Source organism: Hungatella hathewayi WAL-18680 (assembly GCF_000235505.1).
Lineage (GTDB): Bacteria > Bacillota > Clostridia > Lachnospirales > Lachnospiraceae > Hungatella_A > Hungatella_A hathewayi_A.
This window is the reverse complement of record NZ_JH379027.1, coordinates 1,493,048-1,505,121: the sequence shown is the minus strand read 5'-3', so window position 1 is coordinate 1,505,121 and position 12,074 is coordinate 1,493,048. Positions and strand designations below refer to the sequence as shown.

The window sequence follows — 12,074 nt, the reverse complement described above, 5'->3', positions numbered from 1 at the left end:
CGGTCCTCCCATTTCAAAAAAGGAGCAAACTCTTTCCAGGAAGTTACCTTGAATTCTCTTGACTTAAAGCTTCCATCCTCCGCAGTTTCGTATACCTGTTCCTTAAGCATCCCCAATCCTCCTGTAAGGCCAGAGAAGCCGGCGTATATACACCGGCTGTTCTGTCTTATTTATTCATTTCTGCAATGATTTCCTCTAATCCGATTTCTGACGCATACTTGTTAAAGCTGTTTAAATATTCCTCATATTCTATATTTCCCAACACATAGTTATGATACAGTTCCGTAACCTTTGCTGTCAAATCTCCTTTGATATTATAGTAACTGCTAAACTCTTTTTCCGGCATCTCCGTTACCACTAAATCTCCCAGGTTTTTTCCTAAATCAGCCAGACTTGTGATACTTTCATATTCCTTTGCCGTGATATCATCAAATGTAAATGGATACTCAAAGGCTGTGTTAACCGGAGGGAAAGACTGTCCGCGGAATCCAACACCGTTGTTGTCCATATTGGGTATACAGACTCCGTCCACAACGTCAAAGCTATATCCTTCCACTCCACGGCTGGTGGATATGATTGCATCCGGGTCAGTCAAAAACCATGTAAAGAAGCTATCAAACACAGTCTTGGGATCCTTGCACTGGGAGGTGATTCCGATTGGGGAATCTGCCTCGTAATAGGACATACCGAAGGCGCCATGATCTGTTTTGTACGGTATGATGTATTCCAGGGATGCATCGGTCATACCGCCCTTTTCAAGACCTAATTTTAAGGTATCGTAGATATCATCCCACATGATGATAGAACCAGCTTCGCTGTTAATAAATTTTGTTCTCACGGCACCGTAGCTGGTGTTGGTAGGCATCTCCAAATCAATCAGCTTTTCTGTATAGAGATGCTTCATATAATCCATGTAGTTTTTATAATCCTCAGTCACAAACGGAACCACCGCTTTTCCGTCCTTCATAAACACTTCGTTGCGTGTTCCGAAGGAGGCCGCAAACATATCCTGGTCCTTCAATACCGCAGACAGCGTAAGCGGTATGGTATCTTTCTTGCCGTTTCCATCTAAATCATTGTCACGGAACAGCACCAGCATGTTCTCCAGTTCTTCCATGTTGACCGGCATTGTGATGCCCAGTTTGTCAAGCCAGTCTGTTCTCACCCACATCGCCATATATTTCTGGTTTGTAATAGACATTCCGTATGTTTTTCCGAAGAACTGATATGGTTTGATTACCTCAGGGTTGGCTTCTAAAACTGCCTTCACCTCCGGATTGGCTTCAATATATTCATCCAGTGGAACCAGGAAATCCTGCTTCACAAAGGGATAGATATCCGCTGGCAGGCGGGCAATGTCCGGCATACTTCCGCTGACAAAGGTAGCTGTAATTTTCTCTTCCCAGTTGTTATTTGGAACGTGGGAAATCTTTAATTCCTTCCCTGTTTTTTCTTTAAACTGTTCCGAGAGCTTATCTGCCATCTCGGGCATAATATAATAATCCTTTGTTAAAAATGTGATTGCCTCCACGGTTTCCTGTGTCTGCCCTTTAACCTCCGCCGTGGTCTCTTTGCCGGCCTCTCCCCCGGTGGTTCCGCTTTTTGCTCCTCCGCATGCTGTGAGTACCAGCATGGATACCGCCAATACTGATGCACATAATCTTCTCTTTCTCATGATATCCTCCTTAAATTTTTTATCCTTTCACCGAGCCAATCATAATCCCTTTTACAAAGTATTTCTGTAAAAACGGATATACAATCATGACCGGAAGCAGCGCAACTACGATTGTGGTGTACTGTACATTTTTCAATAATGCTAAATCCGCTGATGACGAATCCATGGAGTTTTCCATAACCAGTGTTCTCAGCACCACCTGTAAGGTATGCTTCTGCGGGTCATTGATATATAAAATCACGTCTAAATAGCTGTTCCAAGATGCCACCATGTAGAACAACGCTACTGTGGCCAGTGCCGCCGTCGACAGCGGCAGTACAATTTTCAGCAGAATCTTCATTTCACTGCACCCGTCTATCCTGGCACTTTCTATCAAGGAATCCGGTATCGTCTCCAAAAAGTTTCTCATAATGATAATATTGAAGGTATTCATCGCCGCCGGAAAAATCAAGGACAACAGTGAATCCATCAGGCCCAAATCCTTTACCAGCAGGTATTTTGGCAGGAAGCCCAGACTTAAAAGCATGGGGAGGATAACGATAAAGTTGAATACCTTTCTCCCTGCCAATTCCTTTCTCGATAATGGATAGGCAATACCCACCGTCAGAACCATGGATACCACAAGACTGCATGCCGTCACAATCAAAGAATTTAGGAACGGCCTCTGAATCATATCATTTTCAAATACATATTGATAATGCTGAAGGGTAAACCCCTTTGGGAATATTCTAAATCCTGCATCCGCAGACGTGGAAAATGTCAGCTGGAAAATATAGAGAATCGGAATCAGTACAATCAGCGTAAAAACCGTCAGCACGAAATAGGATACAAATTTTACTACCTTCTCCTCTGTTATTCTCTTCGTTTTCATCTGCACCCTCCTTAGAAAATTCCTTCATCATCTATCTTTTTGGCTATATGATTTGTAATCATTACAAGGCCAAAGCTGATTATTGCTTTAAAGACACTGACTGCCATGCCATATCCAACCTTCATCTCAGAGACTCCGGTCCGGTACGCATACGTCTGGACAACATCCGCAGTTTCATATACTACCGGGGATGCCATAACCAACACCTGGTCAAAGATATTGAGGATTTTTCCCAGCTGGAAAATCAGCATCACCACAACGGTTGGTTTAATCATGGACAGTGTGATGTGCCAAATTTGTTTCAGCTTTCCTGCACCGTCCATCTTGGCCGCCTCATAGAGCGTCGGGTCAATGGAAGTCATGGAGGCCAGATAAACGATGGCCGAATACCCCGCTCCAGCCCACACATCGGTCAATACCAGCAGTTCTCTGATATGCTCCTTGCTGGCAAACCAATACACTGGCTGCTTCCCCATCATCTCTGCCAGCTGGGCATTGATACTGTTTTGCGGAGCCAGAATCAGAAACCAAATACTTCCGATTACAACCCAGGAAAGAAAATGTGGAAAATAGATGATAGTCTGGGTCACCTTCTTATAGTGCCTTGAAGTCACCTCGTTGAGCATCAGTGCCAGGATAATGGGAATTGGGAAACCAACAACCAGTTTCATCGCACTGATGATTAAGGTATTCTTAAACGCATTCATAAATGATGCTGAGCCCAGCAGTCTCTTAAAATTATCTAACCCAATATATTCAATCTGAGAGGCAGGAACTTCTCCAAAATTGGTAAATGCCCATCGAACCTTCAGCATAGGCACATATTCAAACAGCAGATAGAACAACAGCGGTATGGCCATAATCAGGAATAACTGTCTCTGCTTATATACCTTCCTGAAAAAACTCCCTTTCTTTTTTGCTATCACAATATCCTCCATCCCTTTTTCATCCTCCATTTTCTCAGCCGGACACGCTTTGTTAGTGCCTCCTTTCTTCATGCTACAAGGAAAGTGTATACTCTCCAAGTTCCACAAAATAGCGTATCAGTGTGTCTCTATGTTCATCCGGCAGATTTCTTGTAATATTCTGAATCTCATAAGTGAAATCGCCCTCATATTCGATTTCTCTTAAGCAATGTACCATTTCCTTCCAGTTGATGTTCCCAAAGAATGGCGGCAGATGCTCGTCCATCTCCCCATGATTGTCCGCAATGTGAGTTGCTTTTAAGCGTTTTCCTATCTTTCTTAAACTCTCAGTCTGATTCAGCTTCATAATGTTAGCATGGCCGAAGTCCCAGCAGATACCCGCCGCATCGTCATCCAGTTCATCTACCAGACGGATTAAATTCTCAGGTATCCTGGCGAATGAATTGGCGCCCAGATTTTCAAATGCCAGTCCTACTCCATGTTCATGAGCCAGCTTCAAGAGCGGGCGCAGGTACTCTACATTTGCTTTCAATGATTCCTCATCATCAATGCTTCCATCCGCCCTGCAGACGGTACCGATATGGAATACCGCCCATTTCGCCCCCAAAATTCCACTTCCGATAATTCCTCTTCTGACCTTCTCCTGATTCCACTCATAACCGGATGTATCCGGGTTAAACATCTCAAAAAAATTGGGATGGGTCTGTGAAAATTCCAATCCCAGCCAGTCTGAATACTTCCGGATATCGTGAAGCCATGTTTCCCAGTTATCCTCATTCATGGGCATGCCTGGACGTTCCTGGTACAAAAAAGTTAAAGTCCATCACACGGAATCCAGACTGACGGCATCTTCTCAAACACTCCTCGGCTGATATTTTTCCGTACTCCCCGCATACTGGGTCCATTAAATTGATTGATGTTGACAGTCTCATTGTTTTTCCCCTTTTATAAATCTTATTCCGCAAAGCGGATTTTTTATTTTGCCATGCATTGCTTCTCCACCTGATTAAGAAAGCAATGGCTCTACACCACTCATCGGCGGCAAAGCCTATCCAGACACCGGTAATTCCCAGTTCCATCACCACACCAAGCAGATATCCTGCTGGAATCGCCAGGCACCACATGGAGAGGATTCCACATACCAGCGGGGTTTTGGTATCCCCCGCAGCCAAAAGTGAGCTTACCATGACCATGTTTACCGCTCTCCCGGCCTCCAGAAACATATCAATCTTCATTACCGATTTGGCAAGTTTTAAAATCTCCGGGTCCTGCGTGAAAATCGAGAACACCGTATTGCTTCCCAGATACAGCAGAACCGCAAACGTACAGGATAGCAGCAGCGATGTCCTTACGCTTTTCATCACCAGCCTTTTAGCCCGTTCCTCCTGCCCAGCTCCTATGGCATATCCAACTTTAATCTGCGTCGCCTGCGCCACAGCGGAACTGCACATATAGACAAAAATCGCTATCATACCCACATAGGCTTTTGTGGAGGATGCCGCCGCCCCAAAGCGGTTGATAAAGGAAAGCATTACTAACTGCATGACATTGTAGGAAATAGAATCTCCCGCTGCCGGAATCCCGATGCGAAACAGTATTTTTTATTTTCCCTGCATTCCCTTTCAAAATATATTGAATTTTAATCTTGACACCCACCCGTTTGATGTACAAATACAGAATCAGACATACACTGATAAACTGGCTTCCCACCGTGGAGAACGCCGCGCCCCTGACCCCCAGTGCCGGTATGGGACCGGCTCCATTTATCAAAATCAAATTTCCAAACACATTACAGAGGTTAGAGAAAATAGAAATCGACATAATCTCCTTCATCAGTGCATTGCTTCTGAAAATTGCCGAAAATGACATTGATATTCCCTGCAGAATAAATGCGGCGCCTACAATCATAAAATAACTTTGTGTCGCTTCCTTCAGTTCCTCCGGGACTCTCATCAGTTCCAAAATCGGCCGGCTAAACAACACTACTACGCTCAGAATCAGGCTGAAACCAATGTTTAAAAAAATCGAGATGGAATAAATCTGTGACAGTTCTTCCCTTTTTCCAGCTCCGATATACTGGGCGATGATGATGGTGGATGCGACACAGACCACATTCAGCACCAAAATCATCATATTCATAACCTGGTTTGCATTCCCCACCGAGGCTACCGCTGTGGATGAATACCGGCTCAGCATAAACTGGTCAATATTGCCCATTAGCGTCCTCAGCATAATTTCAATAAATATCGGGAAGGCCAGCTTAAGCATCTGCTTATAGTCATGACGCTGTATTGTCTCAGCCATGTCCGTTTCCTTTCCGCTAATCCGTTTATGTCTCACGGCTTGTGTTTAGTATACTGTTATACATAAGCGGAAACAATCCACATTATCAACTCATTATCCCAAAAATCAACCTGCTTTTATAACAAAGTTCGCTCTCTATATGATAAAAAAATTCCCAGTCACCATGACAGTGATTGGGAAATGTTCTTTTTGTTTACTTACTGTTCCATTTTCAATCTGGAAACCATATGTATGGACGTTCTCTCTTTGGCAGCCGTATAAACCTGCTTGGTGCATCTGCCGGAACAGTTTCCGACATCCTTAAGACGCACTGCCTCTTTTTTGGTATTCAGATATTGACATACCGTTGTCGTCCCAATTTCGCGTCCTCCCATGCTTCAAAAACCTCCTTTTTGATATGGTTAATATCCACTTCATACAATACCCGTTAATGGGAAAAATTACAAGTAATTCGGATAAAATTGTGCTGGTAATTTCTTCCATATGCAGACAAGAGTAAATCTGCGAACAAATAATACGAAAATACATGTCAATTTTTCCAATTTCAAACGGAAGCAGTAACCTTGTATTATACTCCTCTTGCAACCATCAACCAGACAGAAAGGAGAGGAAACACAATGACCACAGGGGATGCGACCCGCATGCGGCTTGCCGAATTATTAGAGGAAAAGGGTATCACCAAATACCGTCTGTCCTGCGACTCGGCGGTCTCACCAACCACCCTCAAAAACATTTTAAACGGGAAATCAAAAAACTCCCTGAGCAGCACTGTCACTCTGCTCTGTGCCGGTCTTGGCGTAACACTCAGGGAATTCTATGATTCTTCCCTGTTTGATGATTTGTCCATGGCGGACGAAGATGCCATAGCCAGGGACAGGGTGTAATTCCGGGACTCCGGAGCAGAAAAAGGGGCGGCCGCCATGACCGCCTCTTCTTCCCAATTTCTCTATTTCTTCTTTCCCTGTTTCTTCCCTTTTCCACCCTTCTTACATTTTTCCTGCTTCTCCGACAATAGGTCCTGTTCGATATCAAACTCATCCTGTTCGTCCACTCCCTGGGACATTTCCCGAATGTAGTTTGTCAACTCGTGCCCGCTGTCTTCCTCACTGCCAGCCCCATCTTCAGCAGAATCTCCCTGATTTCCAGCTTCGTCTCCGCCAGAATCTTCCTCATTGTCAGCCTCATTCCCGACAGAATTCTTCTCATTCACATTCCCATCCATATCTGCTTCGCAACAGGCTAATTTTTCACCCTCTTCTTCACCGGAATCAGAGTCGCTCTCCTCTGTCTCTATCTCCTCCTGCTCCTCATCCTGCCCGGAATTCCTCTCCTGTTCCTCTTGCCCTTCCTGTCCTTCCTGTTCCTCCTGCTCCTCCTGCCCCGTCACCACCATCTTATCCAGAATATCCTTCCCGGAAATGCTTCCCGACAGCAGCAACGCCACCTTAGCGCTTATGGGCCCCACCATCTCGTAGAGCACCGACGAGGACAGTATTATGGTCAGCATCAGCTTCCCTGTCTCCGGCGGCAGCAATCTCTGTCCCAGAAACGCCAGACCAATCGCCACACCGGCCTGCGGTATCAGCGCCAGCCCCATGTAGTTTCGTATCTCCCTGCTGGTCCCCGTCAGCGCGCAGCTGATATAGGTCCCCAGATACTTTCCCACAATCCGGACGATAAAATAGCTGACCCCCACAACGCCTACTGTCGCCAGCGCCCGCACATCCAGGTTCATCCCCGACACAATAAAGAACACCGACATCACCGGCGGACTGAAGTTATTAATCTGCCGGTACAGCTTCTTATCGCTGGTCAGATTGATATAGGACGCCCCAAACACCATGCAGGATAGCAAGGGCGATATGTTGACTGCCGCACATATCCCGGATATTCCCAGCAGCATGGCAATCGCCAGTATCAGCCGGTTATCCTTACTTCTGGTGGGTATCAGCAGCCTGCTCAAAAAATACCCACAGAAAAATCCCAAAAGCAGCGCCAGCAGATTAAACACGATGGGCATCACCACATCCGAAATCGCCAGACTCCCCGCCGCGTGGCCGCTTGCCACCGCCGCCACAATACTGAATGCCAGCAGACACACCACATCGTCCAGGGCCACAATCTGTAACAGCGTGTTGACAAATTCCCCCTTCGCCTTGTATTGGTTGATGGTCATCATGGTGCTGGCCGGCGCCGTGGCCGTGGCGATTGCTCCCAGTATCAGCGCGAAATCCCAGTCCATATGAAATACCAGCCGCATAAACAACGTCACCAGCACTCCCGCCGTCAACGCCTCAAAGACGGTAATCGTGATAATCTTTCCCCCGGTCTTCTTCATCACATCCCGCTTAAAAAATTTCCCCACCCCGAATGCGATAAATGCCAGAGCCAAGTCGCTGACAAACCCCATGGAGTTGATAATCTTCATGGGAATCAGATTCAGCCCATAAGGCCCTATCAAAATCCCCGCCAGAATATACCCGCTCACCTTCGGCAGATTCAACGTGTTCGTCAGCCTTGTCATCACAAATCCTGCAAAGAGAATGATGGAAAGAACCAGCAGAACCTCCGTCTCCTGACTCAACCCTGCTAAAAACTCCTGCATACATACCATCTCCTTCATTTTCTGATTTTACTATCATAGTCTCAATTGCACAAAAAATCAATGATAAAATGCATGTACAAGGCAATTTTAGACAAAATCAGGCAGGTTCACCCCCATTTTCAGGCATCAAAAAAGGCATACCCCGTTTTCCCGGCATATGCCCTTGATTATTATTTTTTTATTACCCATTAATTCCAAGGATTTGGGCGATTCGTTTCTTTGTTTTCTCGCATTGGTTCCGGCCGTAAATGATATCACTGACGGTGGAATTGGCAAGGCCTAACCGTCTCGCCAGTTCCTGCTGGGGGATATCCTGCTCGACCATGGCGATCTTCATTTTCTTGCCAAAGGGGGTGCATGGGATTCTGGTTGCCATATGGTTTTCTCCTTTTCTCTCGTTCTTGTATCCTGCCTTAATTGGCCAGGCTGATGGTAAAGGTTGGGGTTACCGTAAATGTCGCTCCGCTTCCGGTCCAGCCTGCTCCTGTGATTCCAAACAGTTCCATATCAAGTTTGTCAGCACCTCCTGCTGCCCCAGTTGGCTCCAGGATGCACTCGCTTGATGTGCCGTCCAGTTTATAGTTGCTGATGTCGCTTTGTAACAGCCAGTCTCCCGATGTCGCAACTGCAGGGGCTGCAGCGCCTTTCTTTCTCACGGAAAGCATTAGATTCTTAGAGTTGTTCAGGGCCTCGTTCTCCGTTTGGGTCAAGGTAACCACTGTGGAAGCCACACTGCTGATTTTTACCTTTACCTTTAACTGGGAATTGTTTGTTATCGTGTAATTGCTCGCCTGGTTCTGTATTCTTCCATGCCCCGTCGTCAAATTTGTCGCGGTGTTCGGGTCAATGTCAAAACCGGCCTTGACTGGCACGACCACATTAATATTGGATATTGCAATATATCCGGTCAACTCCGACGGCGCATTGGAGCCGGTGCTGGCATTTACCGTTACTGTTTCTTCCACCGTGGCTCCGGCTGCCGGGGCCGCCGCATAGGCAGCGGAATTCCCGGTTACTGCCATTCCTGCTGCCATAGCCAATGCTGTTACCTTTTTCAACCTCTTATTCATCTTCTCTTCCTCCTCGTTTCCTTTTGGGTTTCTCTTGATTTCCTTTTGGTATCTGCTTCTCTTCTATCATTCAGCCACATGGACTGTACTGATCTTTAATGTAGGGGTTACCGTGAACTGGAAGGCTCCGTAAAAGTCTGGGTTCACCTTTCCGTACAGCTTCAGCTTCCGGCTTCCCCAGGCCTCCACCCTGGTGACCGGGATGTTCTCTCTTCCCGGCAAGATGGCATACTGCTCGAAATCTGCCTCATTCCGGTACGTCTGCCCCTCCGTCCCAAGCACTAAAATGGCCGCGCCGGGGGCCTGTACCTCCGATACTTTCCCCAGAAGGCGGAACTTCTGCTCCGGGCCTCCTCCAAACTTTGGCGTATATACCACGTCCTCCTCCTTCACCTCCGGCACCTGGGCGATCTCCAGCTGGACTGGCACCACAGAATGGTTGGATATCTGGATCGACGGACTTTTAATCTGCTCTCCCGGGCTTCCCGGACTGAAGGGCAGAGACGGGTCTATTTCAAACTCCAATCCTCCCACCGGCAGTTCCACGGATATCAGTTCCACCTTGATGGTGCCTTTTAATTCGGATGGCACATCAGTTGACAAATCTTCCGCCCGGAACTCCGCCTGGCTGGTCTCTGCCGCCCCCGCTGCATACGCCGGTTCTGCATGGCTTTTGACCAGCAGCAGGGCCGCCAGCCCTGCCATCATCAGGGCTTTTCTTTTTCTCAATGACTCCTCCCTCCTCTCATTCCAGCAGTGTCAGCTTCAGTTTTGCCGCCGCCTGGCCGATGTACTCCTCGGTTTCTTCCCGATAGGCATAGAACATGGCAGTGCACTCGTAAACGCCGGCCTCCAGCTTCACATCCGGAGGGGCTTCTGCCACATAGCTTCCCGGAGGAATCGCCCCTGTCTCATAAATCTTCTCCCCCGTCTCATCCAGAGTCACCTCTACACGGATCAGTTTTCCCTGGTTTGACGGGTTTTCAATTAGCCAGTTGATCCCCCGGCTGGCTCCGGCGGCCTTCCCTGACGGGGTTGCGTTAATGGACATGGCGATCATTCCTTCCTCAACCATGGAGTCCAGTTCCCGCTGTCTCTCTTCTTTTGTCTTTCCCGGGATGTCGCCCATCACGATATTGGCCTCGTAGGCCAGGCCCTCCGGTTTCTCCGGCCCCTTCGCCCGGCTTAGGTATACCCCGCCCGCTGCCCCTGCCATGCAGAAGATGCCAAGGGCCAGAAGCCCGGCTGCGTACTGCCATTTCTTCCGGGGCGGTTTCTTTCTTCTGCCGGCCGGTTCACTGGGGGCAAATCCACTGGGGGACCGGCCCGTTTCTTCCGGACCGGTATATTTCTCTCTTGTCTCCCTTTCCATCTCACCTGCCTCCTACTCCAGCACATACAGCACGATCTGCGCCGCGGCCCTTCCGATATAAGTGTTATCTTCGATACGGTACGCGTCAAAGTTTACGGTACACGCATACTCTCCCTTTGACAGCTTCACATCCAGGGCTGCCTCATCTATGTACTGTTCCGGATCCAAATACCCTGAACGGTAGATCTCCTCTCCCGTATCATCCCGCGTAATCATCACGGTGAAACGGTTCCGGTTCGCCGGCGGGTTCTCAATGTATAAGTTGGCTTTTCCTGTTCCGTTTGCCATGAAGGGCGTCGCATTCACGGAAAATGCCAGCATTCCTTCTTCCACCATGGCGTCCAGTTCCCTCTGACGTCCCTCCGGATTGCTTAGCGTACCCATCTTTACATTTCCGTCCGGGATGAGACTCACGGCGGTCTCCGGCTCCTGTTTCGTATAGGTATGAACAGCGTATCCTGCTCCCGCCAGCACTGCTGCGCAGAAGATGATGGACAGAAGTATTACCACCAGACTGGTACGGTTTCTTCTTGCTTTCATTCTGTCTTTCCTCTCTCTTATGTCATTGTAGAGCCTGTCCGTTTGACCGGTACACCAGTGACCCGGTCATTGCTCATTTCATGGCTGACTGGTTTTGACTGACCACCCGCAGCGTAATCTCCAAGGACAGTTCGGATACCGGTGTTTTCTCTTCAAACAGCTCCACTCTCACTGTCACCGGGTATTCTCCCGGCTTTAGCTCTTGTTTCAGCCGGATCGTCTCCACGTAATTTCCAGGGTCCACCCGTTTTGTATTGCCCAGAAGTTTCCCGTCTTCTTTCAAATACAGGCTGATTCTGGCGCTGTAATGGTTTTCCGCCGGGTTCTCGTATTCGATTCTGCATTCCCGGTTTCCTTCCTCCACGGTGGGCAGCTGGTTGACTATCATCCAGAAATCACCGATGTCAACCGCATGCCGCTCTCCGGCATACAGGGTTCCGCTTTTGGCGTCTGCATCCGGCTGGATGTCAATCTGGGCCTGGATTGGGGCTGGGAAACCGTAGGCCGATATCCAGGCCGCCATTCCTAAAAGGACTGCCGCTGCTATGACTGACGCAGCCAGAACCTGGTTACTCCTCTTTCTTCGGCTTTTCCTCTCTCTTCGGTTTCTTCCTTTCTGGCGGTGTTCCTGCTGCACCGGTTCCTGCTGCTTTGGCTCTTCCCTGCCTTTCCAGGCTCCATGCTTCTTCCTGCTCTTTTCCATCTTCTTTC

At 48.0% G+C, this 12,074-nt stretch carries 15 protein-coding genes; 1 reads left to right on the top strand and 14 read right to left on the bottom strand.

Going from position 1 to position 12,074, the window contains the following annotated elements:
* Nucleotides 1-166: 166 nt before the first annotated feature.
* The 7 genes from HMPREF9473_RS06780 to HMPREF9473_RS27240 all read right to left on the bottom strand — a co-directional run bounded on the left by HMPREF9473_RS06780 (nt 167) and on the right by HMPREF9473_RS27240 (nt 6,150).
* A complete protein-coding gene (locus tag HMPREF9473_RS06780; RefSeq protein ID WP_006779334.1) occupies nt 167-1,675 on the bottom strand; it encodes an extracellular solute-binding protein in 1,509 nt (502 codons plus the stop codon).
* A gap of 19 nt (nt 1,676-1,694) precedes the next feature.
* On the bottom strand, nt 1,695-2,546 hold the full coding sequence (locus HMPREF9473_RS06775; RefSeq protein ID WP_006779333.1) for a carbohydrate ABC transporter permease: 852 nt from the start codon (nt 2,544-2,546) through the stop codon (nt 1,695-1,697).
* 11 nt (nt 2,547-2,557) lie between these two features.
* The gene (locus HMPREF9473_RS06770; RefSeq protein ID WP_034858901.1) at nt 2,558-3,502 is read right to left on the bottom strand and encodes an ABC transporter permease; all 945 of its coding nucleotides are present in this window, start codon (nt 3,500-3,502) and stop codon (nt 2,558-2,560) included.
* A 43-nt stretch (nt 3,503-3,545) separates the two neighbouring features.
* Nucleotides 3,546-4,259 (bottom strand): sugar phosphate isomerase/epimerase family protein, encoded by a 714-nt coding sequence (locus HMPREF9473_RS06765; protein WP_006779331.1) that lies wholly within the window; start codon nt 4,257-4,259, stop codon nt 3,546-3,548.
* Nucleotides 4,246-5,004 (bottom strand): MATE family efflux transporter, encoded by a 759-nt coding sequence (locus HMPREF9473_RS26040; RefSeq protein WP_242830830.1) that lies wholly within the window; start codon nt 5,002-5,004, stop codon nt 4,246-4,248. Before HMPREF9473_RS26040 ends, HMPREF9473_RS06765 begins: the two co-directional genes overlap by 14 nt.
* Nucleotides 4,886-5,776, bottom strand: coding sequence for an MATE family efflux transporter (locus HMPREF9473_RS06760; protein WP_006779329.1), 891 nt, complete (start codon nt 5,774-5,776; stop codon nt 4,886-4,888). Before HMPREF9473_RS06760 ends, HMPREF9473_RS26040 begins: the two co-directional genes overlap by 119 nt.
* Nucleotides 5,777-5,973: 197 nt before the next feature.
* Nucleotides 5,974-6,150 carry a hypothetical protein gene (locus HMPREF9473_RS27240; RefSeq protein ID WP_006779328.1) on the bottom strand — a complete coding sequence of 59 codons (177 nt, stop codon included), beginning with the start codon at nt 6,148-6,150 and terminating at the stop codon, nt 5,974-5,976.
* A 243-nt stretch (nt 6,151-6,393) separates the two neighbouring features.
* Between HMPREF9473_RS27240 and HMPREF9473_RS06755 the strand changes: the two genes are divergently transcribed.
* A complete protein-coding gene (locus HMPREF9473_RS06755; RefSeq protein ID WP_006779327.1) occupies nt 6,394-6,660 on the top strand; it encodes a helix-turn-helix domain-containing protein in 267 nt (88 codons plus the stop codon).
* A gap of 62 nt (nt 6,661-6,722) precedes the next feature.
* Here HMPREF9473_RS06755 and HMPREF9473_RS06750 read toward each other — a convergent pair whose 3' ends face one another.
* The 7 genes from HMPREF9473_RS06750 to HMPREF9473_RS06720 all read right to left on the bottom strand — a co-directional run bounded on the left by HMPREF9473_RS06750 (nt 6,723) and on the right by HMPREF9473_RS06720 (nt 12,066).
* Nucleotides 6,723-8,381: a cation:proton antiporter gene (locus HMPREF9473_RS06750; protein WP_006779326.1), complete on the bottom strand. Its 1,659-nt coding sequence runs from the start codon at nt 8,379-8,381 to the stop codon at nt 6,723-6,725.
* Between the two features lie 181 nt (nt 8,382-8,562).
* On the bottom strand, nt 8,563-8,757 hold the full coding sequence (locus HMPREF9473_RS06745) for a helix-turn-helix domain-containing protein (protein ID WP_006779325.1): 195 nt from the start codon (nt 8,755-8,757) through the stop codon (nt 8,563-8,565).
* A 37-nt stretch (nt 8,758-8,794) separates the two neighbouring features.
* Nucleotides 8,795-9,451, bottom strand: coding sequence for a hypothetical protein (locus HMPREF9473_RS06740; RefSeq protein WP_006779324.1), 657 nt, complete (start codon nt 9,449-9,451; stop codon nt 8,795-8,797).
* Nucleotides 9,452-9,517: 66 nt separating this feature from the next.
* On the bottom strand, nt 9,518-10,180 hold the full coding sequence (locus tag HMPREF9473_RS06735; RefSeq protein WP_006779323.1) for a hypothetical protein: 663 nt from the start codon (nt 10,178-10,180) through the stop codon (nt 9,518-9,520).
* Nucleotides 10,181-10,196: 16 nt separating this feature from the next.
* Nucleotides 10,197-10,823, bottom strand: coding sequence for a hypothetical protein (locus tag HMPREF9473_RS26035; protein WP_006779322.1), 627 nt, complete (start codon nt 10,821-10,823; stop codon nt 10,197-10,199).
* Nucleotides 10,824-10,835: 12 nt separating this feature from the next.
* The gene (locus HMPREF9473_RS26030; protein WP_006779321.1) at nt 10,836-11,363 is read right to left on the bottom strand and encodes a hypothetical protein; all 528 of its coding nucleotides are present in this window, start codon (nt 11,361-11,363) and stop codon (nt 10,836-10,838) included.
* A 73-nt stretch (nt 11,364-11,436) separates the two neighbouring features.
* Complete coding sequence (locus tag HMPREF9473_RS06720) at nt 11,437-12,066, bottom strand: hypothetical protein (protein ID WP_006779320.1); 630 nt, start codon at nt 12,064-12,066, stop codon at nt 11,437-11,439.
* Between the last annotated feature and the right edge of the window lie 8 nt (nt 12,067-12,074).

Bases quoted from the DNA above. Each gene is read 5' to 3' on its own strand.
- HMPREF9473_RS26030 (WP_006779321.1), bottom strand. From the start codon at position 11,363: ATGAAAGCAAGAAGAAACCGTACCAGTCTGGTGGTAATACTTCTGTCC.
- HMPREF9473_RS06775 (WP_006779333.1), bottom strand. From the start codon at position 2,546: ATGAAAACGAAGAGAATAACAGAGGAGAAGGTAGTAAAATTTGTATCC.
- HMPREF9473_RS27240 (WP_006779328.1), bottom strand. From the start codon at position 6,150: ATGGGAGGACGCGAAATTGGGACGACAACGGTATGTCAATATCTGAAT.
- HMPREF9473_RS26040 (WP_242830830.1), bottom strand. From the start codon at position 5,004: ATGCTTTCCTTTATCAACCGCTTTGGGGCGGCGGCATCCTCCACAAAA.
- HMPREF9473_RS06765 (WP_006779331.1), bottom strand. From the start codon at position 4,259: ATGCCCATGAATGAGGATAACTGGGAAACATGGCTTCACGATATCCGG.
- HMPREF9473_RS06720 (WP_006779320.1), bottom strand. From the start codon at position 12,066: ATGGAAAAGAGCAGGAAGAAGCATGGAGCCTGGAAAGGCAGGGAAGAG.
- HMPREF9473_RS06745 (WP_006779325.1), bottom strand. From the start codon at position 8,757: ATGGCAACCAGAATCCCATGCACCCCCTTTGGCAAGAAAATGAAGATC.
- HMPREF9473_RS26035 (WP_006779322.1), bottom strand. From the start codon at position 10,823: ATGGAAAGGGAGACAAGAGAGAAATATACCGGTCCGGAAGAAACGGGC.
- HMPREF9473_RS06755 (WP_006779327.1), top strand. From the start codon at position 6,394: ATGACCACAGGGGATGCGACCCGCATGCGGCTTGCCGAATTATTAGAG.
- HMPREF9473_RS06760 (WP_006779329.1), bottom strand. From the start codon at position 5,776: ATGGCTGAGACAATACAGCGTCATGACTATAAGCAGATGCTTAAGCTG.
- HMPREF9473_RS06770 (WP_034858901.1), bottom strand. From the start codon at position 3,502: ATGGAGGATGAAAAAGGGATGGAGGATATTGTGATAGCAAAAAAGAAA.
- HMPREF9473_RS06750 (WP_006779326.1), bottom strand. From the start codon at position 8,381: ATGCAGGAGTTTTTAGCAGGGTTGAGTCAGGAGACGGAGGTTCTGCTG.
- HMPREF9473_RS06780 (WP_006779334.1), bottom strand. From the start codon at position 1,675: ATGAGAAAGAGAAGATTATGTGCATCAGTATTGGCGGTATCCATGCTG.
- HMPREF9473_RS06740 (WP_006779324.1), bottom strand. From the start codon at position 9,451: ATGAATAAGAGGTTGAAAAAGGTAACAGCATTGGCTATGGCAGCAGGA.